This window comes from Planococcus soli, assembly GCF_016881065.1.
GTDB lineage: Bacteria > Bacillota > Bacilli > Bacillales_A > Planococcaceae > Planococcus > Planococcus soli.
The window spans coordinates 497,583-520,097 of record NZ_WXYN01000051.1; the positions used below are offsets into that span (position 1 = coordinate 497,583).

At 45.5% G+C, this 22,515-nt stretch carries 22 protein-coding genes; 21 read left to right on the plus strand and 1 reads right to left on the minus strand.

Going from position 1 to position 22,515, the window contains the following annotated elements; translation table 11 throughout:
* The 14 genes from smc (at nucleotide 1) to sucD (ending at nucleotide 13,476) form a co-directional block, all read left to right on the plus strand.
* Entirely contained in the window at nucleotides 1-3,549 is a 3,549-nt protein-coding gene (gene smc / locus GJB59_RS17215; RefSeq protein WP_142826579.1) for a chromosome segregation protein SMC, read from the plus strand.
* A 15-nt stretch (nucleotides 3,550-3,564) separates the two neighbouring features.
* Nucleotides 3,565-4,581: a signal recognition particle-docking protein FtsY gene (ftsY, locus tag GJB59_RS17220; protein WP_142826578.1), complete on the plus strand. Its 1,017-nt coding sequence runs from the start codon at nucleotides 3,565-3,567 to the stop codon at nucleotides 4,579-4,581.
* A gap of 67 nt (nucleotides 4,582-4,648) precedes the next feature.
* The gene (locus GJB59_RS17225) at nucleotides 4,649-4,972 is read left to right on the plus strand and encodes a putative DNA-binding protein (RefSeq protein WP_142826676.1); all 324 of its coding nucleotides are present in this window, start codon (nucleotides 4,649-4,651) and stop codon (nucleotides 4,970-4,972) included.
* 12 nt (nucleotides 4,973-4,984) lie between these two features.
* Nucleotides 4,985-6,343, plus strand: a complete 1,359-nt coding sequence (gene ffh, locus GJB59_RS17230) for a signal recognition particle protein (RefSeq protein ID WP_142826577.1) — start codon at nucleotides 4,985-4,987, stop codon at nucleotides 6,341-6,343.
* 93 nt (nucleotides 6,344-6,436) lie between these two features.
* Nucleotides 6,437-6,709: a 30S ribosomal protein S16 gene (rpsP, locus tag GJB59_RS17235; RefSeq protein ID WP_008430833.1), complete on the plus strand. Its 273-nt coding sequence runs from the start codon at nucleotides 6,437-6,439 to the stop codon at nucleotides 6,707-6,709.
* Between the two features lie 13 nt (nucleotides 6,710-6,722).
* Entirely contained in the window at nucleotides 6,723-6,956 is a 234-nt protein-coding gene (locus GJB59_RS17240) for a KH domain-containing protein (protein WP_142826576.1), read from the plus strand.
* Nucleotides 6,957-7,023: 67 nt separating this feature from the next.
* Nucleotides 7,024-7,539 carry a ribosome maturation factor RimM gene (gene rimM, locus GJB59_RS17245; protein WP_142826575.1) on the plus strand — a complete coding sequence of 172 codons (516 nt, stop codon included), beginning with the start codon at nucleotides 7,024-7,026 and terminating at the stop codon, nucleotides 7,537-7,539.
* Nucleotides 7,539-8,264 (plus strand): tRNA (guanosine(37)-N1)-methyltransferase TrmD, encoded by a 726-nt coding sequence (gene trmD, locus GJB59_RS17250; protein ID WP_142826574.1) that lies wholly within the window; start codon nucleotides 7,539-7,541, stop codon nucleotides 8,262-8,264. Before rimM ends, trmD begins: the two co-directional genes overlap by 1 nt.
* 137 nt (nucleotides 8,265-8,401) lie before the next feature.
* On the plus strand, nucleotides 8,402-8,746 hold the full coding sequence (gene rplS / locus GJB59_RS17255) for a 50S ribosomal protein L19 (RefSeq protein WP_142826573.1): 345 nt from the start codon (nucleotides 8,402-8,404) through the stop codon (nucleotides 8,744-8,746).
* Between the two features lie 99 nt (nucleotides 8,747-8,845).
* Nucleotides 8,846-9,403 carry a signal peptidase I gene (lepB, locus tag GJB59_RS17260; protein ID WP_142826572.1) on the plus strand — a complete coding sequence of 186 codons (558 nt, stop codon included), beginning with the start codon at nucleotides 8,846-8,848 and terminating at the stop codon, nucleotides 9,401-9,403.
* Nucleotides 9,404-9,414: 11 nt separating this feature from the next.
* Entirely contained in the window at nucleotides 9,415-10,284 is an 870-nt protein-coding gene (gene ylqF, locus GJB59_RS17265; RefSeq protein ID WP_142826571.1) for a ribosome biogenesis GTPase YlqF, read from the plus strand.
* A gap of 218 nt (nucleotides 10,285-10,502) precedes the next feature.
* Nucleotides 10,503-11,282: a ribonuclease HII gene (gene rnhB, locus GJB59_RS17270; RefSeq protein ID WP_142826570.1), complete on the plus strand. Its 780-nt coding sequence runs from the start codon at nucleotides 10,503-10,505 to the stop codon at nucleotides 11,280-11,282.
* 112 nt (nucleotides 11,283-11,394) lie between these two features.
* Nucleotides 11,395-12,555 (plus strand): ADP-forming succinate--CoA ligase subunit beta, encoded by a 1,161-nt coding sequence (gene sucC / locus GJB59_RS17275; protein ID WP_006828264.1) that lies wholly within the window; start codon nucleotides 11,395-11,397, stop codon nucleotides 12,553-12,555.
* 18 nt (nucleotides 12,556-12,573) lie between these two features.
* A complete protein-coding gene (sucD, locus tag GJB59_RS17280; RefSeq protein ID WP_142826569.1) occupies nucleotides 12,574-13,476 on the plus strand; it encodes a succinate--CoA ligase subunit alpha in 903 nt (300 codons plus the stop codon).
* 106 nt (nucleotides 13,477-13,582) lie between these two features.
* Here sucD and GJB59_RS17285 read toward each other — a convergent pair whose 3' ends face one another.
* A complete protein-coding gene (locus GJB59_RS17285; protein WP_142826568.1) occupies nucleotides 13,583-13,846 on the minus strand; it encodes a hypothetical protein in 264 nt (87 codons plus the stop codon).
* A 397-nt stretch (nucleotides 13,847-14,243) separates the two neighbouring features.
* Here GJB59_RS17285 and dprA point away from each other — a divergent pair, with 397 nt between their 5' ends.
* The 7 genes from dprA (at nucleotide 14,244) to codY (ending at nucleotide 22,430) form a co-directional block, all read left to right on the plus strand.
* Nucleotides 14,244-15,140 carry a DNA-processing protein DprA gene (gene dprA, locus GJB59_RS17290; RefSeq protein WP_142826567.1) on the plus strand — a complete coding sequence of 299 codons (897 nt, stop codon included), beginning with the start codon at nucleotides 14,244-14,246 and terminating at the stop codon, nucleotides 15,138-15,140.
* A 102-nt stretch (nucleotides 15,141-15,242) separates the two neighbouring features.
* Nucleotides 15,243-17,312 carry a type I DNA topoisomerase gene (topA, locus tag GJB59_RS17295; RefSeq protein WP_142826566.1) on the plus strand — a complete coding sequence of 690 codons (2,070 nt, stop codon included), beginning with the start codon at nucleotides 15,243-15,245 and terminating at the stop codon, nucleotides 17,310-17,312.
* Nucleotides 17,313-17,333: 21 nt separating this feature from the next.
* Complete coding sequence (trmFO, locus tag GJB59_RS17300; protein ID WP_142826565.1) at nucleotides 17,334-18,644, plus strand: FADH(2)-oxidizing methylenetetrahydrofolate--tRNA-(uracil(54)-C(5))-methyltransferase TrmFO; 1,311 nt, start codon at nucleotides 17,334-17,336, stop codon at nucleotides 18,642-18,644.
* 67 nt (nucleotides 18,645-18,711) lie between these two features.
* A complete protein-coding gene (xerC, locus tag GJB59_RS17305; RefSeq protein WP_142826564.1) occupies nucleotides 18,712-19,605 on the plus strand; it encodes a tyrosine recombinase XerC in 894 nt (297 codons plus the stop codon).
* A 16-nt stretch (nucleotides 19,606-19,621) separates the two neighbouring features.
* Nucleotides 19,622-20,167 (plus strand): ATP-dependent protease subunit HslV, encoded by a 546-nt coding sequence (hslV, locus tag GJB59_RS17310; protein ID WP_142826563.1) that lies wholly within the window; start codon nucleotides 19,622-19,624, stop codon nucleotides 20,165-20,167.
* Complete coding sequence (gene hslU, locus GJB59_RS17315; protein ID WP_142826562.1) at nucleotides 20,167-21,564, plus strand: ATP-dependent protease ATPase subunit HslU; 1,398 nt, start codon at nucleotides 20,167-20,169, stop codon at nucleotides 21,562-21,564. The genes hslV and hslU overlap by 1 nt, the downstream gene beginning before the upstream one ends.
* 86 nt (nucleotides 21,565-21,650) lie before the next feature.
* The gene (gene codY, locus GJB59_RS17320; protein WP_142826561.1) at nucleotides 21,651-22,430 is read left to right on the plus strand and encodes a GTP-sensing pleiotropic transcriptional regulator CodY; all 780 of its coding nucleotides are present in this window, start codon (nucleotides 21,651-21,653) and stop codon (nucleotides 22,428-22,430) included.
* Nucleotides 22,431-22,515 lie beyond the last annotated feature (85 nt).

Genomic DNA, 22,515 nt, shown 5'->3' on the forward strand with positions numbered 1-22,515 from the left:
ATGTTTTTGAAAAGATTGGAAGTCATAGGGTTCAAATCTTTTGCCGATCGCATCGGCATAGACTTTGTGCCTGGAGTAACAGCGGTTGTCGGTCCGAATGGCAGCGGCAAAAGCAATGTCACCGATGCCATCCGTTGGGTGCTCGGAGAACAATCGGCAAAATCGCTGCGCGGCGCTAAAATGGAAGATGTCATTTTTGCCGGCAGCGATTCCAGAAAGCCGCTGAATTTTGCGGAAGTCACATTAATTTTAGACAATACGGATGGGCGTGTCCCTCTTGATTACAGCGAAGTCAGCGTAACAAGAAGGGTTTTTCGCAGTGGCGAAAGTGCTTATCTATTGAACAAGCAAAATTGCCGGCTGAAAGACATCACGGATCTGTTTATGGATTCGGGGCTTGGCAAAGAAGCGTTCTCGATCATTTCGCAGGGGCGTGTGGACGAGATACTGAATTCGAAGGCAGAAGAGCGCCGATCGATTTTCGAAGAAGCTGCCGGCGTTCTAAAATACAAGCAGCGCAAGAAAAAAGCGGAAGTGAAACTAAACGAAACCGATGAAAACTTAAGCCGTGTGCTTGATATCCTGCACGAATTGGACGGCCGGATGGAGCCGCTTCAAATTCAGGCTTCTACAGCCCGTGATTATTTGGATATGAACGAACAGTTGAAGGATGCCGACATCGCTTTACTGGCCTATGATGCGGGTAACCTGCAGCAGGAATTGGATCAGCTGACACATGACGCTGCCGCCCATTCTGAAAAAGAACAGCAATTGTCAGCGGCCATCAACAAGAAGGAACAGGCGGTAGGCGGCATTCGCCGCACTCTTGCTGGTTTGGATAATAAAATAGACCAGGCGCAAAATGCCCTGGTGGAAGCCAGCGCTGAGACAGAAAAATGGCAAGGCCGCAAGTTGCTGATGTCCGAGAAAAAAAGCAATGCGCATCGCCAAGCCCAGCAGCTGCAGGACAATCTCGATGCAGAGAAACTGGAAAACGATTTTTTGATGCAAAAGCACAGCGAACAGCTGGCTTTGCTGGAAGAACGCAAAGCGGAGCAGCGGGCGATCAGGACAGCCATCAAAAGTCTGGAAGAGCAGCTCAACCGGACGCCAGCTGACATCGATAACGAAATTGAAAATGGCAAATCGGTTTATATCGATTTGATGAACGAACAGGCAACAGTCAAAAATGAACTGAAAAATATCGACTTGCAGGCACAGCAATTGTCAGAGTCTACCGGACGCATTGTGTCGCAGCGGACAGACTTTACAGCCGAGCTGACTAAGTTGGAGAAGGAAAAAGTGCAGGCGGAAGGCAACGTTCAGGAAATCCGTACGCTCCTGGAAGACAAGCGTCAGCAATACAAAGACAATGAAACTTCCTACCAGCTCCAAAAGCAGGCGTTCGACCAGAAGCAATCCATGCTGTTCCAGGCCTACCAGTCACAAAAACAGTTAAGTGCACGGATTGACACGCTGCAGGAATTAGAAGCCGATTTTTCAGGCTTTTTCCAGGGCGTCCGTGAAGTGTTAGTGGCACGTGAAAAAGGCCATTTATCGGGAATCCGGGGAGCCGTCGCTGAGATTGCCCAGGTAGAGAAAAATTACGCCAAAGCGATCGAAACGGCTTTAGGTGCTTCCAGCCAGCACATCGTTACAGAAAACGAACAGCATGCCCGGGAAGCGATTGATTTCCTGCGCAAAAAAAGAGCGGGCCGCTCTACATTCCTGCCAATGACTGTCATGAAGGCTCGAAAAATACCAGACCATACCTTAGCTGCCATAAGTGAACATCCTTCTTATATTAATATGGCATTTGAATTGGTCCAATACGATCCGCAATACGCGATGATCATAGAAAATCTATTGGGCAATGTCATTATTGCCGAAGACCTAAAAGGCGCGACGGCCATCGCAAAAACAACAGGCAATCGGTTCCGTGTCGTAACGCTCGAGGGCGATATCGTCAATGCCGGAGGATCGATGACCGGCGGCGCCAATAAAACACAAGCTTCTTTCTTTTCCCGGAAAGCTGAGCTTGAGCAATTGCTTGTGCAAGCAGGAGAATTGGAAGAAACGATTTTAAATGCTGAAAAAACAGTTCAGAAAGAACAAGCCGAAGTTAAAGCCGCTGAAGAAGCTATTCAGATCCTGCGGACCGAGGGTGAAAAATACCGGGATATGGAAGCGGAAAGCTCTATTATTCTGCGTGAAATCGAAGCGGTGCTTAAGACCACCTTAGAGCGTTTCCAGCTTTTCGAAGCTGAACAGCGCAACAAAGCATACGATTTAACGGCCATCACCGGGCGAAAAGAAACAGCCTCTGCGCGACTCGAAAGCATCGTTGGCGAATTGGACGCCATTACAGCGAAAATCGACGAGTTGACTTTGTTCAAGCAGCAAAATGAATCGGCACGCGATCAGGTGCTTGAGAAATTGGCAGAGCAGAAGTCGCTCCATGCTGTGACGAAAGAACGAGTCATCCAATTGACAGCAAGTGAAGCCGAACTTTTTGAACGTTTGGAAAAAAGCACCCGAAAGCTGCAGGAGCATCAAAAAGAATTAGAGTGGATCCAGTCAGAAGAAGCGGCGAAAGTCTATTCGGACGAAGAAATTCTACAGGAAATCCAGTCTTGGTCAACGAAAAAAGTGCAGATGCTGGAAACAGTCGAACAGACGAAAGAACAGCGTGCGGCACAGCAAAGCGGATTGAACGGACTCGAAGAAGATCTGAAAGAGCAACAGCGCATCTATAAAGGATACGTAGAAGCGGTTCGGATATGTGAAGTCAAATCCACACGCCTGGAAGTTCAAATCCAAAGCTTGGTATCGCAACTCGAAACCGGCTACCAGCTGACACTCGAGCAAGCCAAACAGTTTGATATGGTGGATGAGGAAGCGGCTGTCCGCAGAAAAGTCAAGCTGCTGAAGCAGTCTATCGAGGAATTAGGTCCGGTCCATATTGGAGCTATCGAGGAGTTTGACCATGTATCCGATCGCCATGCCTTTTTAACCGAACAGCGCAATGATTTGAATGAAGCAAAAGAAACGTTGCGGACCTTGATTCGGGAAATGGACGGAGAAATGACCAGCCGTTTCGATGATACTTTCCATGCAATCCGAAAGCAATTCCAGCTTTCATTTAAAGAGTTGTTTGGTGGAGGTTCGGCTGACCTGGTGCTGACCGATCCAAAGGATATGCTGCGGACTGGTGTGGAAATTATCGCCCAGCCGCCCGGCAAAAAGCTGCAGAACCTGAGCCTGTTGTCAGGCGGAGAACGTGCACTGACCGCCATCGCGTTATTGTTTGCGATTTTGAATGTGCGCCCTGTGCCGTTTTGTGTACTGGACGAAGTCGAGGCAGCGCTTGATGAATCGAATGTCGTGCGTTACAGTCAATACTTGAAGAAGTTCAGTGAAGACACCCAATTTATCGTGATCACCCACCGCAAAGGAACGATGGAAGGCGCGGATGTTCTGTATGGCATTACGATGCAGGAATCGGGGATTTCAAAATTGGTTTCAGTTAAACTGGAAGAAAAAATTTAACAGAGGAGTGGTCACGTGAGTTTCTTTAAAAAATTAAAAGATAAATTTGCTGGAAACACCGAGGCTGAAGAGTCAACTGAAAAATATAAAGAAGGATTAACCAAAACCCGCACAGGCTTTACGTCAAAGATCAATGATCTGGTTGCGAAATACCGCAAAGTCGACGAAGATTTTTTCGAGGAATTGGAAGAAATCCTGCTGCAGGCAGATGTCGGTTTTGAAACGGTCATTGAACTGATGGATGAACTGCGCTATGAAGTGCAGCGTAAAAATGTCAGAGACACATCCAACGTCCAGTCTGTCATTTCAGAAAAACTGGTGGATATCTACCAGGCTGGTGAAGCCGAAACGAATGAAATCAATTTCGTTGACGGATTGACGGTTATTTTAGTGGTAGGCGTCAATGGTGTCGGCAAAACCACGACCATCGGCAAATTGGCTCATCGCTTCAAAAATGAAGGCAAAACCGTTATGCTGGCTGCCGGAGATACGTTCCGTGCCGGTGCAATCGAACAGCTGGATGTTTGGGGTCAGCGCGTAGGCGTCGATGTCATCAAACAAAGTGAAGGTTCAGATCCGGCTGCGGTCATGTATGACGCTGTCCGTTCAGCCAAATCCCGCGGAGTGGATGTATTGATCTGCGATACGGCAGGGCGCTTGCAGAACAAAGTCAATTTGATGAATGAACTCCAGAAAGTGCACCGCGTCATTTCACGTGAAATTCCGGGGGCGCCTCACGAAGTGCTGCTGACTCTTGATGCGACGACTGGGCAAAATGCCATGATTCAAGCACAGACATTTAAAGAAGTCACAGATGTCACAGGCATCGTCCTGACAAAACTGGATGGAACGGCAAAAGGCGGAATTGTTTTGGCCATCCGCAATAAGCTGAAGATTCCAGTGAAATACGTGGGACTCGGTGAAAAACTGGATGACTTGCAACCGTTCGATGCGCAAAAATACGTCTATGGTTTGTTTGCTGAAGGATTGGATAAAGAACAGCAGTTGGAAGATGCAGAAGCAGACAAGTAAAACTACTTGACAGCTTCAGCGATTTTCAGTATTCTAAGCAGTAGAATGAGTGGGGTGAGCGTCAATGATGGGATTGGAAAAAACAACACGCATGAATTACTTGTTTGATTTCTATCAGGAGCTACTGACACCTAAACAGCGGAGCTATATGATGCTGTATTATTTAGATGACCATTCACTGGGCGAAATTGCGGAAGAATACGGCATCACCCGTCAGGCGGTCTATGACAATATCCGTCGGACGGAAGCGATGCTGGAAGAATATGAACGCAAATTGCAGCTGTTCGAGAAATTTCAGAAACGGCAGCAATTGGTTTCGTCATTTGAAAAACAGCCATTCACAGAAGAGCGCGTCCAGCAATTTTTGGGCGAACTGAAGGAATGGGACTAGGAGGCGGAAAGAATGGCATTTGAAGGATTATCCGAACGCCTGCAAGGCACCATGACAAAGATCAAGGGCAAAGGAAAAGTCAATGAAGCTGACGTTAAGGAAATGATGCGTGAAGTACGCTTTGCCTTAATCGAAGCGGATGTCAACTTAAAAGTCGTCAAGGAATTCGTCAAGAAAGTCAGCGAACGGGCAATCGGCCAGGATGTCATGGACAGCCTGACTCCGGGCCAGCAGGTCGTCAAAATCGTAAAAGATGAGCTGACCGAATTGATGGGCGGCGAAGAGCGGAAAATCGAGTTTTCATCGAAACAGCCGACTGTTATTATGATGGTTGGTCTGCAGGGGGCGGGTAAAACGACCACTTCCGGAAAACTCGCCAATCTGCTGCGCAGAAAACACAACCGCAAGCCGTTATTGGTAGCGGCCGACGTCTATCGTCCGGCAGCCATCCAGCAGCTTGAAACAATCGGCAAGCAATTGTCACTGCCCGTTTTCTCCAAAGGGACAGATATGTCTCCAGTGGAAATTGCACGGCAGGCAATTGAACACGCAAAAACCGAACATTTGGATACCGTCATCATCGATACGGCAGGCCGCCTGCATGTTGATGAGGCTTTGATGCAGGAATTGAAGGACATCCGTGCGCTTAAAGAGCCGGATGAGATCTTCCTGGTGGTCGATTCCATGACCGGTCAGGATGCGGTAAACGTTGCTCAGAACTTCGACGCAGCAATCGGCATCACCGGCGTCGTTCTGACAAAGCTTGATGGCGATACACGAGGCGGTGCGGCGTTGTCGATCCGTACCGTTACCCAAAAACCGATTAAATTTGTCGGGATGGGCGAAAAAATGGACGCACTTGAAGCTTTCCATCCGGAACGCATGGCGTCACGCATTCTTGGCATGGGCGATATGCTGTCGCTGATTGAAAAAGCGCAGTCGAGCGTCGATGAAGAAAAAGCGAAGGAACTGGAAGAAAAATTCAGAACTTCGACTTTTACGTTTGATGATTTTCTTGAACAAATGTCGCAGGTCAAACAAATGGGACCATTGGATGAAATTCTAAAAATGCTTCCAGGCGCCAATAAAATCAAAGGGCTTGAAAACGCAAAAGTGGATGAAGGCCAAATGGACCGTGTTGAAGCCATTATCTATTCCATGACGAAAAAAGAGAAAACCACGCCTGAAATCATCAATGCAAACCGCAAAAAACGGATTGCAAAAGGTTCAGGAACGACGATTCAGGATGTCAACCGGCTCTTGAAACAGTTTGAAGACATGAAGAAAATGATGAAGCAAATGTCTGGCATGAACACAAAAAAAGGCAAAAAGAAAATGGGAATGCCAGGCCTGGACTCACTTTTCAAGTAAAATTTTAAGGTGTTAAGAAAAAATACTTTACAAACTATTTAAAGCTTGCTAATATAATATCTTGTGTGAAACTATTCGGAGGTGCTTTAAGAAATGGCAGTAAAAATTCGCTTGAAACGTATGGGAGCTAAAAAATCTCCTTTTTACCGTATTGTAGTAGCTGACTCACGTGCTCCACGTGACGGCCGTCAAATCCAGACAGTAGGTACTTACAACCCGCTGACAGTTCCAGCTGAAGTTAAAATCGACGAAGAACTAGTGTTGAAATGGCTTCATGATGGTGCAAAACCATCTGACACTGTACGCAACTTGTTTTCTCAAAAAGGCATTATGGAGAAATTCCATAACGAAAAACTAAACAAGTAAGGGAGATTTTCTTATGAAGCAGCTGATTGAGACCATTGTCAAACCGTTAGTTGATTATCCGGAAGAAGTTCGTGTCGAAACCGACGAAAACGCAAGCCGAATTGTCTACAAGCTTTCTGTGCATCCTGAGGATACAGGGAAAGTGATCGGGAAACAGGGACGTGTAGCGAAAGCTGTCCGTTCAATTGTGTACTCAGCAGCAGGCGGTTATCATAAGAAAAAAACTTATCTCGATATTGTCGATTAAGAAAGAAGGAGGAGCCTAGGTTCCTTCTTTTTTTTTCAGAAAAATAGCAGTGGAAGGATGTTTTTTTGTGCAATGGTTTAATGTAGGGAAAATTGTTAATACTCATGGAATCCGCGGGGAAGTGCGTGTGTTGTCGCGTACCGACTTTCCAGAAGAACGATTTGCGGTAGGTGCGAAGCTTGGCCTTTTCACGCCGGATGCCAAAAAACCGATCATGGTCAAAATTGCCAGCCATCGTCAGCATAAAAACTTTGAGTTGCTGACTTTTGAAGGCTACCCGAACATCAATGACGTGGAAGCGTTCAAAGAGTCTTATTTGAAAATTGCTGAACATGATTTGACTGAACTGGAGGACAATGCGTTCTACCATCACGAGATTCTTGGGTGCACAGTTTTTTCAACCGAAGGGCAGGAACTCGGAACCATCAGTGAAATTTTGGAGACGGGCGCCAACGATGTTTGGGAAGTGACACCGAAAACAGGGAAGAAGCATTACATCCCGTATATTGAAGACATCGTCAAAGAAATCGACATTGATGAAAAGAAAGTGGTCATCGAAGTGATGGAAGGCTTGTTGTCCTGATGAACATAAATGTCTTATCGTTGTTTCCTCCTATGTTTGAAGGGGTCTTCCAACATTCGATCATGAAAAAAGCACAGGAAAAAGGTGCAGTCAGTTTGAACGTTGTAGACATCCGGGAATTTGCCGACAACAAACGGCAAGTAGATGATTATCCATTTGGCGGAGGCGCCGGCATGGTGCTAAAACCGGAACCAATCTTCAATGCCGTAGAAAGCCTGACCCCAGACAGCAAGCGGCGCGTCATTTTAATGTGTCCACAAGGCGAGCGCTTTACGCAGGAAAAAGCCGAAGAGCTGGCTGGCGAGCAGGAACTGGTGTTTATCTGCGGCCATTACGAAGGCTACGACGAACGGATCCGGGAGCATTTGGTGACAGATGAGATTTCCATTGGAGATTTCGTGCTGACCGGTGGAGAGCTGGCAGCCATGACCGTCATTGACAGTGTCGTCAGACTGCTTCCAGGGGTGCTTGGCAACGCCGATTCCCCTGTTCGCGACTCTTTCTCCACAGGGTTCCTGGAACATCCCCAATACACGCGTCCAGCTGATTTTAGAGGCTGGAAGGTGCCGGACGTCCTGACTTCCGGCAATCACGGGAAAGTTGATGAATGGCGCGAGGAACAAACATTAAAACGGACGCTGGAGCGGCGGCCGGACCTGCTTGATAAAATTGACTTGAGCGATAAACAGAAAAAAACGATTGATAAATTGAAAGAACAAAAATAGAATGCAAGTTGCTCTTGCGCACACAACGGATCAATGGTATTATGGACACTGTACTTTTATGTGAAGTACAGGATCACGATGTTCCGCTGCAACAGTCTATTTGTGTGCAAGAGCGTCTGTAGAAGGAGAGAAAAATAATGCAAAACATTATTACAGAAATCACTAAAGAACAGCTTCGTACGGATCTTCCAACGTTCCGTCCTGGAGATACTGTCCGCGTCCACGTTAAAGTTGTCGAGGGTACACGCGAACGTATTCAGGTATACGAAGGAGTCGTAATCAGCCGTCGCGGAGGCGGAATCAGTGAATCATTCACTGTTCGCAAAATCTCTTACGGTGTTGGTGTTGAGCGTACATTCCCTGTACACACGCCAAAAATTGCACAGCTTGAAATTACCCGTCGCGGTAAAGTACGTCGTGCGAAATTGTACTACTTGCGTGACCTACGCGGTAAAGCAGCTCGTATCAAAGAAATTCGATAAGATCGCATGAATGAAAGAGGGCGCTTGCGCCCTCTTTCTTTTTGCTAAAAAGTTTGATTCCTTGTACAATTAAGCCAGTAAGCATGGGGAGGAACACGCATGGAGACTGAAGTGAAGAAGAAGAATGAAGTGTGGGAATGGTCTAAAGCTCTATTGATCGCCTTCGGTTTGGCTGCAATTATCCGTTTCTTTTTATTCACGCCGATTGTCGTTGATGGAGAGTCGATGATGCCGACTTTGGAACATGGGGACCGCATGATCGTTAACAAGATCGGTTATTCAGTCGGAGAACCTGACCGTTTTGACATCATCGTTTTCCATGCGCCGGAAGAAAAAGATTATATTAAGCGCATAATTGGATTGCCGGGTGATCATATAGCCTACGAAGACGATCAGTTATATATAAATGGAGAAGCAGTGGAAGAACCTTATCTGGATATTTATAAGCAAGGAATTACCGGTACGCTGACAGAGGATTTTGTTCTGGAGGATGTTACCGGCGAAAGCATCATACCCGAAGGCTCTGTATTTGTCATGGGCGATAATCGCCGTGCAAGCAAAGACAGCCGCCATATCGGATTGGTCCCGACCGACGAAGTGATCGGGGACACAAGTCTCGTTTTCTGGCCGTTGCCTGAAGCGGGAATTGTAAAATAAGGAGTGGTTTTATGACGATACAATGGTTTCCTGGACATATGGCAAAAGCACGGAGGCAAGTTACCGAAAAACTGAAATTGGTGGATATTATTTTTGAACTTGTTGATGCCAGGTTGCCTTTATCTTCACGAAATCCGATGATCGATCAAGTGATTCAGCAAAAACCGCGTCTCATTATTTTGAACAAAATGGACATGGCAGATGAAGTTGAAACGAAAAAATGGATTCGTTATTTTGAGGATCAAGGTACCCGTGCAGTAGCTATCAATTCACTTGAAGGCAGAGGGCTGCAGCTCGTGACTAAGGCATCGAAAGAAATACTGGAAGAAAAGTGGAACCGGATGATTGCCAAAGGCATCAAACCCAGAGCCATCCGCGCCATGATTGTCGGCATACCAAACGTTGGAAAGTCGACCCTCATCAACCGCTTGTCGAAAAAGAGCCTGGCCAAGACCGGAAATATGCCAGGTGTTACAAAAGCACAGCAATGGATCAAAGTCGGCAAAGAAATTGAATTGTTGGATACGCCAGGTATCTTATGGCCGAAGTTTGAAGACCCGGAGACTGGTTTGAAATTAGCCGTTACAGGAGCGATCAAAGATTCGGTCATCCAAATGCAGGAACTGGCTATCTATTCCTTGAAATTCCTGGAAGAACGCTATCCGGAACGCATGATGGAGCGCTATGGCATTGATCATGTCGACGAAGAAATCGTCAATACTTTTGACCATATCGGCAAAAAGCGCGGCTGTTATGACCAGCATGGCGATGTCGATTACGAAACAACCGCTGAAGTGATTGTCCGTGATATTCGGAACCAGTACCTTGGCAAAGTGACGTTCGACTACAGAGATGAAATGATTGAAGCAGAAGAGGCGTGATAGTTTGCCCTATCTGATGAAAAGCTGTTCCTCGATTTCGAGGAACAGCTTTTTTTGGTATGATGGAAAGCGAATCAACCCGTTGCTAAAATTACTGGTTCAATCAAAGACTGCTGCTCCGAGTAGTGGTGAGTCCTTTTTATAAAATCTTTGCTGATGCATAGCCATAGAATACACAAACCTGTTTAAAAGAATTCCTTAAGAAAGAAGTTGAAGAGATGCAAAAAACGTCTGAAATAAAAGAGAAACTGGATGGAGTGACGGAATGGCAGCCGTGGATGGAGGAGCTTCAAAGCGATCCACGGAAAAGCGTCCAGGTTTTATTGGCCTCTTGGCAGCGCAAACGGGAGCAACGCGGCAAGTTATTGATGAACCATGGCTTGAAGCTGCAGTTTGATGCCGCATTCAGAAGTGGTGAACGTGATTTGGTGGCAGGCATCGATGAAGCGGGACGCGGCCCTCTAGCAGGCCCTGTCGTTACCGCTGCTGTGATCTTGCCGGAAGATTGTTCGAGCCTGGTTGGTTTGGACGACTCAAAGCAGCTAAGCAAAGCCAAGCGCGATCAGTTTGCCGAAATCATCAAGAGGATTGCCGTTAGCTATGCAGTCCATGTTCAGCCGCCCAAAGAGATTGACCGGATCAATATCTATCAGGCGACAAAAAGCTCAATGACCGAAGCGGCTCTAGCCTTAACGCCACAGCCTGCCGTCGTGCTGGCTGATGCCATGATGCTGGATGTGCCGATGCCGTGTGAATCCATTATCAAAGGGGATGCCAAGAGCCTGAGCATTGCAGCAGCCTCGATATTGGCTAAGACGGGAAGAGACGCCCTCATGGCTGAGTATGCCACTGAATACCCGCAATACGGGTTTGACAAGCATGCGGGCTATGGCACAAAGGAGCATGTTGCAGCGCTGGAAAAATACGGCCCTTGTGAAATCCACCGGACAACATTCGAACCGGTCAAATCTCTTTTGACGCAAAATTCACTGTTTTAAGCAGGTTAAGTTTTGGCAGAACTGCTAACAACGGTGGACATTTTATGACAACTTTAATACAATGGTAAAGGTAATAAAATTACGATAGAGATGTTTGATTGGAGGATGACAGATGAATATCCATGAATATCAAGGAAAAGAACTCCTCAGACAATACGGCGTAGCAGTTTCTTACGGCACGGTTGCTTTTTCTCCGGAAGAAGCAGTAAAGGCAGCTAAAGAACTGAGTACGGATATTGTCGTGGTAAAAGCACAAATCCACGCAGGTGGACGAGGCAAAGCCGGCGGTGTTAAAATCGCTAAAAACCTGGATGAAGTCCGTACATACGCGAAGGAACTTTTAGGTAAAGTTCTTGTGACTCACCAGACAGGTCCAGAAGGCAAAGAAATCAAACGCCTGTTGATCGAAGAAGGATCTGACATCAAGAAGGAATATTATGTCGGATTGGTGCTTGACCGCCAAACTTCACGCGTCACTCTTATGGGTTCTGAAGAAGGCGGAGTTGATATCGAGGAAGTTTCTGAGAACACTCCTGAAAAAATCTTCAAGGAAATTATCGATCCAGTGATCGGTCTGACTGGTTTCCAGGCACGCCGCATGGCTTTCAACATGAACATTCCGCCTAAGCTTGTAAACAAAGCAGCGAAATTCATGCTTGGCCTTTACACTGTATTCATCGAAAAAGATGCTTCAATCGTTGAAATCAATCCGTTGGTAGAAACTGGCGACGGCAATATTCTGGCGCTTGATGCAAAATTCGATTTCGATGAAAATGCTCTATACCGCCACAAAGACATTGTGGAACTTCGTGATTTCGACGAAGAGGATGCAAAAGAAATTGAAGCTTCCAAGTATGACTTGAGCTATATTTCTTTGGATGGGAACATCGGCTGTATGGTTAACGGCGCCGGACTTGCTATGGCAACGATGGATACGATCAACTATTACGGCGGAACACCCGCTAACTTCCTTGACGTTGGGGGCGGTGCTACCGCTGAGAAAGTAACGGAAGCTTTCAAGATCATTCTTTCTGATAAGAATGTAAAAGGAATCTTCGTTAACATTTTCGGCGGTATCATGAAGTGTGACATCATTGCGGAAGGCGTAATCCAGGCAGCAAAAGAAGTAAGCCTCGATGTACCGCTTGTAGTCCGTCTTGAAGGAACCAATGTAGAAATCGGTAAAAAACTGCTTAATGAATCAGGTCTTAATATTGTGGCTGCCGGTACAATGGCAGACGGCGCTAAACAGATCGTAGAACTTGTAGGCTAAAGAAGGGCAGGGACAAAAATGAGTGTATACATTAACAAAGACACAAAAGTGCTTGTACAGGGAATTACAGGGTCAACTGCCCTGTTCCATACAAAGCAAATGCTTGAATACGGAACGAAAATCGTTGCGGGTGTAACACCAGGTAAAGGCGGAACTGAAGCTGAAGGCGTACCTGTCTTCAATACTGTGGAAGATGCAGTAAAAGCTACAGGAGCAAACGTATCTGTAATTTACGTACCGGCACCTTTCGCAGCTGACGCAATTCTTGAAGCTGTTGAAGCTGAGCTCGACATGGCGATCTGCATCACTGAGCACATTCCTGTATTGGACATGGTCAAAGTGAAGCGTTACATGGAAGGCAAGAAAACACGTCTTGTTGGACCAAACTGCCCGGGCGTAATCACTCCGGATGAATGCAAAATCGGCATCATGCCTGGATACATTCATAAAAAAGGACACGTAGGCGTTGTTTCACGTTCTGGTACATTGACGTATGAAGCAACTCACCAATTGTCTGAAGAGGGAATTGGCCAGTCGACAGCTGTCGGCATCGGTGGAGACCCAGTAAACGGCACAAACTTTATCGACGTTTTGAAGGAATTCAACGAAGATGAAGATACTTACGCAGTCGTTATGATCGGTGAAATCGGCGGAACAGCTGAAGAAGAAGCTGCTGAGTGGGTTAAAGCCAACATGACTAAACCTGTAGTAGGATTTATCGGTGGACAAACTGCACCTGAAGGAAAACGTATGGGCCATGCCGGTGCGATTATTTCTGGAGGTAAAGGAACAGCTGCTGATAAAATCAAAGCAATGAACGAAGCGGGCATCGAAGTTGCAGACACTCCATCTGTTATCGGAGAAACTTTGATCAAAGTCATCAGAGAAAAAGGGTTATACGACAAGTGTAAAACCCATTAATACAGAAAAAGGCTCAAAACGTTGGCAACACAGCGTTTTGAGCTTTTTCTTTTTATTAATATCCATTCACTCGTACAAAGATTGAAATTTTATAAGCATTAACGAATTAACCTACGGAAAATCCTCCGGTTAAGATTAAAAACAGATCCATAGCAAACCACATGCCAAATGCTATATAAAACAAGAAGATGAAAACATTTAATTTGTTAAAGCCCTTTTTGCTAAGTAAAATCACAAGGTATAAAAATAGCGTTATGTATAGCGGGTGTTCCCAGTAACCGGCGTGCAAAGAATATTTATAGACCAAATAAGCAGCTGACATGAACCAAAGTATGGTCGTGACAAAGCGTATTTTTTGTAAAGGTTTCATTGTGTGAACCACCTTTCAAGGAGGAGAAGAGACAGGAGAAGCCGAATGTGTTGCTGACTGTTTAATGCAGGGTTTGAGAATAAAAAACGAGTTTAAAATAGTCAATTCTCTCTGCATTTAAGTGGGATTATTCATATTTAGCTTAGCATTTATCAGGATGAAATGATGCTGGAAAATAGAAGTATCTAAATAAGCAGCGTGACATTAATTTTGTCAAAAGTTGAGTCTGCTGTTTATCAAGTATGGACACAAGCCTTTTTTACGGCATGGAATATATACGAAGCGCGTCAAACTATTCCGGGTTTACGCCACGAGCAAAACCCATTACTATAAAGAAGAGCTGTGTCTTAGCTGATGGGGCTTTTTTGTATTATAAAAATAGAACAGGAGGAACAAAATGAACAAAGAATTTACGGAGCGCTTGTTGGCGCTGCATTACGTCTATCCAAAAAGTTTGCAAAAGTTGCTGCCGCTGCTCGCTGAAGATCCCGATCTGACAAAGCTTGAACGGAAAACCCCGTATGAATTAATGATGCTGTTGAATATCCAAATGGATCAAGCAGCCAAACTGAAAGCCTCTTATCAACAATCCCTGACGATCCCCTTAAGTGAAACCTACAAAAAGCATAAGATACTCCCCATATCTTATCAGCATCCCCAATATCCTGGAAGCCTGCTGGAACTGTTTGATCCACCCGCAATTCTTTACGCCAAAGGCGACGCCGCTCTACTTAAAGAACCCAAAAAAGTAGCCATTATCGGCTCTCGCAAAGCTTCGCCCTATAGCCAAAAAGCTCTGCAAAAGATTGTTCCGCCGCTGGTTGAACACGGGTTTGTCATTGTCAGCGGGTTGGCAAGAGGAGCGGATGCCATGGCTCATCAAAAAGCGATTGATTTGGGCGGCCGGACAATCGCAGTTACCGGCAGCGGTTTTCTGCATCCTTACCCGAAAGAAAATGCAGCCTTAAACCATTTAATAGAAGAAAAACATTTGGTTTTGACGGAATATCCGCCATATATGGAGCCGCGCAAATGGAACTTTCCGATGAGAAACCGCATTATCAGTGGTTTGTCCAGAGGCATCATTGTGACAGAAGCTCTTGTAAAAAGCGGAACCTTAAGTACGATCGAGCATGCATTGGACCATGGAAAGGATATTTTTGCGGTTCCCGGCGATATCGGTTCTCCCTTATCTGAAGGACCCCATAAATTAATTTTAGAAGGGGCAAAACCGGTATGGAATGGCTGGCAAGTGCTAGAAGAATACCAGCAAATGACAGCTGAAAAAAGATGAAAAAAATGAAAAGCCTTGCATTAAGCCAAAATCTGTTATACATTTTGCAACAGGTAATTCTTTTAAGCAGTTTTGAGAAACCTCTATGAGGAGGAAATAGTTATGGCGGATTTTTTAGTGATTGTTGAGTCGCCTGCAAAGGCTAAGACAATCGAACGGTATTTGGGCAAGAAATATAAAGTCCGTGCTTCACTTGGACATTTACGCGATTTGCCCCGGAGTCAAATGGGTGTGGACGTGGAAAACAATTATGAACCTCGATATATTACGATAAGAGGCAAAGGCCCGATATTACAGGATCTTAAAAAAGAAGCGAAAAAAGCGAAGAAAGTCTTTCTCGCAGCTGACCCCGACAGAGAAGGGGAAGCGATTGCATGGCATTTGGCCACCGCACTCGGAATTGACCAAACTTCGGATTGCCGTGTGGTCTTTAATGAAATTACTAAAGATGCCATTAAAGAATCGTTCAAACACCCGCGCAAAATTGATATGGATCTGGTCGATGCACAACAGGCACGCCGGATTTTGGATCGTCTCGTCGGCTACAGCATCAGTCCGTTGCTTTGGAAAAAAGTGAAAAAAGGATTATCTGCTGGGCGCGTACAATCTGTAGCTCTTCGGCTGGTCATTGATCGGGAAAATGAAATTAAAAGCTTTGAACCGGAAGAATACTGGTCCATTACGGGAGAGTTTGAAAAAGCCAAGAAGCAATTCGAAGCACAATTCTACGGCAATACAAAAGAAAAAATGAAACTGAACAACGAAGCAGATGTCAAAGCTGTCATGGCTTCGATGAAAGGCAAAGACTTTACAGTAAACCGCGTGGTGAAAAAAGAGAGAAAAAGAAATCCATCCCCTTCTTTTACAACCTCTTCACTCCAGCAGGAAGCAGCCCGCAAATTAAACTTCCGAGCCAAAAAGACAATGATGCTTGCGCAGCAATTGTATGAAGGTATTGCAGTCGGAAAAGAAGGCATTACCGGTTTGATTACTTACATGCGAACGGATTCTACACGTATCTCGGATACGGCGAAAAAGGATACGATCGATTTTATCGTTGAAAACTACGGCGAGCAATACGTCACGCAAAAAGCGGCTGCCAAGCAGTCAGCAAAATCACAGGATGCCCACGAAGCGGTGCGTCCGACGAGTGTAATGCGGACTCCGGAATCGATGAAGAGCATCCTGTCCCGGGATCTTCACCGTTTGTATAAACTGATTTGGGATCGTTTTGTTGCCAGCCAGATGGCGCCAGCAGTTTTGGATACCGTTATGGCGGAACTGCAGAACGGTGAAGCGGTATTCCGCGCAAACGGTTCACAAGTTAAATTTCCTGGTTTCATGAAACTTTACATTGAAGGTACAGACGATCAAAAAGAAGAAAAAGATAATATTTTGCCGGAAATGGCTGAAGGCGACATCGTGAAAGCGGTTGAAGTTACGCCTAATCAGCATTTTACGCAGCCGCCTCCACGTTTTACAGAGGCTCGTTTGGTACGGACACTCGAAGAACTTGGAATAGGACGTCCGTCAACCTATGCACCAACACTGGATACCATCCAGAAGCGCGGATACGTAACGCTGGATGCTAAAAGATTTATTCCGACCGAATTGGGTGAGATTGTCCATCAGCTGGTACTCGAATTTTTCCCTGATATTCTGAATATCGAATTCACCGCTAAAATGGAGCACGATCTGGATACCGTCGAAGAAGGCGAAATCGATTGGCGTTCGATCATCAATGCATTTTATCTGGAATTTGAGAAAAATGTTGAAGTGGCAGAAGAAGAAATGGAAAAAGTACAGATCAAAGATGAGCCCGTAGGCGAAGATTGTGAATTATGCGGTTCGCCGCTGGTCTACAAGCTTGGACGATACGGTAAATTTATGGCCTGCAGCAATTTTCCGGAATGCCGCAATACAAAAGCCATCGTCAAGCATATTGGCGTTAAATGCCCGACATGCAAAGAAGGCGAGATTGTTGAAAGAAAAAGCAAAAAACGCCGTATTTTCTATGGCTGTGAACGCTATCCGGAATGTGAATTCGTATCATGGGACAAACCGATCGAACGGCCATGTCCAAAATGCAACGAACTGCTGGTAGAGAAAAAAGTGAAAAAAGGCGTTCAAATCAATTGCACAAGCTGTGATTACAAAGAAGAAGTTCAATAATAATTATAGAGGTGTTTTAAAATGACGAAATTTGTAAACGTAATTGGAGCAGGATTGGCTGGCAGTGAAGCAGCGTGGCAAATCGCAAAACGAGGAGTTAATGTCCGTTTATACGAGATGCGCCCGGTAAAGCAGACACCAGCCCATCATACTGACAAATTTGCAGAGTTGGTTTGCAGCAACTCGCTGCGCGCCAATTCCTTGACCAACGCAGTCGGTGTAATCAAAGAGGAAATGCGCAAACTGGACTCGGTAATTATCGAGTCGGCTGACCGGGCGTCTGTGCCCGCCGGTGGAGCGCTTGCAGTTGATCGCCATGAATTTGCAGGTGCAGTAACTGACAAAGTCAGAAACCATCCGCTTGTCGAAGTGATCAATGAAGAAGTGACTGAAATTCCAGAGGGCATCACGATTATTGCTACTGGCCCCCTTACCTCTCCAGCACTGGCTGAAAAGATTCGTAAATTGACAGGCGAAGAATATTTGTATTTTTACGATGCGGCAGCACCGATTGTTGAAAAAGACAGCATTGATATGGACAAGGTCTACTTGAAATCCCGCTACGACAAAGGGGAAGCGGCTTACTTGAACTGCCCGATGACGGAAGAAGAGTTCAAGCGTTTCCATACAGCGCTTGTCGAAGCGGAAGTTGTGCCATTGAAAGAATTTGAAAAAGAAATTTATTTTGAAGGCTGTATGCCGGTGGAAGTTATGGCCTCGAGAGGTGAGAAAACCCTGACTTTTGGACCGATGAAGCCGGTAGGGCTGGAAGATCCGAAAACAGGCAAAATTCCTTACGCCGTTGTTCAGCTTCGCCAAGACGATGCAGCTGGAACGCTTTACAATATAGTCGGGTTCCAGACGCACCTGAAATGGGGACCTCAAAAAGAAGTGCTTAAATTGATCCCTGGACTAGAGAATGTGGAAATTGTGCGCTATGGTGTCATGCACCGCAATACATTTATCAATTCACCGCGTGTCTTGAAGCCGACTTATCAATTGAAAGCTGACGAAAACATCTTCTTTGCCGGCCAAATGACTGGTGTAGAAGGTTACGTTGAATCCGCTGGCAGCGGTTTATTAGCAGGCATCAATGCCGCAAAATTGGTACTGGGTGAAGAGTTGTTAGTGTTCCCTGCTGAAACGGCTCTAGGCAGCATGGCCCGTTACATCACGGAGGCGGACAGCAAAAACTTCCAGCCGATGAATGTTAACTTTGGATTGTTTCCGGATCTGGGCGAACGGATCCGTTCAAAACAGGAGCGTGCAGAAAAACACGCAGACCGGGCATTAGCTTCAATTCAAAATTATATGAATACAGTGACTGTTTAATTGATAAAAGCCTCTAAATGTTGTTATAATTTAGAGGCTTTTGTATTTGGTGAAAGGTGGAGCATAGATGGAGAAAGAGAAGATGCTTGAATCTTTTATGACGTATATTCAACTCGAGAAAAATTATTCTGAACACACCGTCCACCATTATGCGTATGATTTGGCGGATTTTTTTCTGTTTCTGAATGCAGAAGGCGTGCCTAATATCAGAGAAGTCGAATATATGCATGCACGAAACTATGTTACGAAACTATACGATGCCAAATTATCCCGAACCACCGTTTCCAGAAAAATTTCTGCAATCCGTTCTTTTTTCCGTTACGGCAATCGCGAGTTTGGTTTGGATGAAGCTGCATTCAGATCGCTGTACCACCCGAAAAAAGAAGAACGGCTGCCGCAATTTTTCTATGAGGAAGAGTTGGCTCAGCTTTTCAAGTCGGTACAGGGTGAAGACAAGCTGTCCATCCGCAATACAGCGCTTTTGGAACTGCTGTATGCGACAGGGATGCGTGTCAGCGAATGCGTCTCTATTCGCTTGGGCGATTTGGATCAGACGATGCAGATTGTCAAAGTCATGGGAAAAGGCCGTAAAGAGCGTTACATTCCCTACGGCCAGTTTGCGCAGGACGCCCTGGAACATTACATGGAAGATGCACGTCCTAAACTGATGAAGAACCAAAAACACGATTATCTGTTTGTGAATAGCCGTGGAGAGACGGTGACTGATCGAGGTGTTCGCCACATTTTAAGCGAATGCATGAAAAAAGCCTCTGTCAATTCTTCTATTTACCCGCATATGATCCGCCATACATTTGCAACTCACCTGATAAACAATGGTGCCGATATTCGGACCGTCCAGGAATTGCTTGGACATTCTCATTTAAGTTCAACGCAGGTATATACGCATGTCACCAAAGAGCATTTGCGAAATACTTACTTGAATTCACACCCGAGAGCTTAGAAAGGGGAACTTTACCATGCAACAATTTCACGCAACCACGATATTTGCAGTTCAACATAACGGCGAATGTGCCATGTCTGGCGATGGCCAAGTGACATTCGGCAACGCAGTGGTCATGAAGCATACAGCAAAAAAAGTAAGGAAACTGTACAACGGCCAGGTTTTGACTGGATTCGCAGGATCGGTGGCTGATGCATTTACGCTGTTTGAAATGTTCGAAGGCAAATTGACGGAATATAACGGCAACCTTCAACGGGCAGCGGTCGAGCTTGCCAAGCAGTGGCGCGGAGATAAAATGCTTCGCCAATTGGAAGCGATGCTCATCATTATGAACAAAGATGAATTGCTGCTGGTGTCTGGCACCGGAGAAGTCATCGAACCCGACGATGGAATTTTGGCCATCGGTTCAGGCGGAAACTATGCACTGGCTGCGGGACGTGCTTTGAAAAAATACGCTGGAGACAATATGACTGCCGCACAAATTGCACAATCTGCGCTGGAGACAGCTGCCGACATCTGCGTCTACACCAATCATCAAATCATAGTGGAGGAATTGTCCTAATGAAAAATCAAACCGATTTAACGCCAAGACAAATTACTGACCACCTGGACCGCTATATTGTCGGCCAAAAAGATGCGAAGCGATCGATTGCCATCGCATTGCGCAACCGCTATCGCAGAAGCCGGCTGGATGAAGAAATGCGCGGTGAAGTCATTCCCAAGAACATTTTAATGATCGGGCCAACCGGTGTCGGGAAAACTGAAATCGCACGACGGATTGCCAAATTGACCGGGGCCCCTTTCATCAAGGTGGAAGCGACCAAGTTTACTGAAGTTGGCTATGTCGGCCGCGACGTTGAATCCATGGTGCGCGACCTGGTTGAAGCAGCTGTAAGGATTGTCAAAGAAGAAAAATTCGAAGCGGTCCAATTTCAAGCAGAATCAGCCGCCAATGAACGAATCGTAAAATTATTGGCTCCATCGATGCGTAAAAAACAAACGAACCAAAACCCGCTGGAGATGCTCTTCGGCCAGAAACTTGAGCAGGAAGAAGAAGAACCTACTGCTGAAGTGGAAGTGCGTGTCAAAAGGAGAGAAATTGCTGCTGACTTGAAAGCCGGCAAACTGGAAGACGAATGGGTAACCGTCGAAGTAGTTGAAAATTCACTTTCCATGTTTGATGCGCTGCAAGGCTCGGGTATGGAGCAGATGGGCGCAAACATGCAGGATGCGTTTTCGTCGCTTATGCCAAAGAAAAAGAAAAAACGGCGTTTGCAGGTAAAAGAAGCCCGTCGCATTTTGACGGCGGAAGAAGCGGCTAAACTCGTGGATGATGAAGAAGTGGCAATGGAAGCGATCGAGCGTGCTGAACAGCATGGCATTATTTTTATCGATGAAATGGACAAAATAGCCAGCAAGAGCAGTTCTTCTTCAGCGGATGTTTCGCGGGAAGGTGTTCAGCGCGACATTTTGCCAATAGTCGAAGGCTCCACAGTTTCTACGAAATACGGCGCAGTCAAAACGGATTATGTGCTGTTCGTTGCTGCAGGCGCATTTCATATGTCCAAGCCATCCGATTTAATACCGGAACTGCAGGGACGCTTCCCGATTCGGGTAGAGCTGCAGAAGCTGGAAGTAGAGGATTTTGTTAAAATTCTAACAGAACCAAAACATTCTTTGATAAATCAATATAAAGCCCTTCTCGAAACCGAGGGAGTTGTGGTACACTTCAATGATGCCTCAATAATCAGACTTGCAGAAATTGCATATGAAGTAAATCAGGACACAGATAACATCGGCGCGCGCAGGCTGCACACAATATTGGAGCGCTTGTTGGAAGATTTGTCTTTCGAAGCTTCCGAGATTTCACCGGCACAAATTGACATAACCCCCCAATATGTGAACGAAAAACTTGAGAATGTGGCGAAAAACAAAGACTTGTCACAATTTATTCTGTAAAACAAGGCAAATTAGTTTCAATAAAGAGTAAAAACCTTTAGAATATTGAATAAATACGGAACGAATTATGTAGGAGGTTCATTTAAATGAATTTATTAGGAAAAACAAGACGAATTAACTCTATGCTGGAAGCAGCGGGCGGAAAAAAAGTAAACTTTAAAGATATGGCTGAAACTTTAAGCGAAGTGATTGAATGCAACGCATTCGTCGTTAGCCGTAAAGGTAAAGTGTTGGGTTACGCAATCAATCAGCAAATCGAAAACGAACGCATGATAGGGATGCTGGAAGATCGTCAATTCCCGATTGAATACACACAAAAACTTTCAAACATCACCGAAACTACTGAAAACTTGGATGTTAACAGCGAACACACGATTTTCCCTGTGGAAGAACGCGAATTGTTCAAAAACGGCTTAACGACTATCGTTCCGATTAACGGCGGCGGCGAACGTCTTGGGACATTGCTTCTTGGGCGCGTTGACGCAGAATTCCATGACGATGATTTAATTCTTGGCGAATACGGCGCAACTGTTGTAGGGATGGAAATCCTTCGTGAAAAAGGCGACCGCATCGAAGAAGAAGCACGCAGCAAAGCTGTTGTGCAAATGGCGATTTCTTCACTTTCATATAGCGAACTTGAAGCAATCGAACACATTTTTGAAGAGCTTGACGGCAACGAAGGTTTGCTAGTCGCTTCAAAAATCGCTGACCGTGTAGGTATTACGCGTTCAGTTATCGTAAATGCGCTACGTAAGCTTGAAAGTGCAGGCGTTATCGAATCACGCTCTCTAGGAATGAAAGGGACATACATCAAAGTATTGAACACAAAATTCCTGGCAGAGCTTGAACAATTGAAAATGAACTAATGGACTCTTAAAAGGTGCCGGGAATTTTCCCGGCACCTTTTGTTATTGGCATTTTCGTTTCTTGAAAGAAACCTGTTGCGGTGTT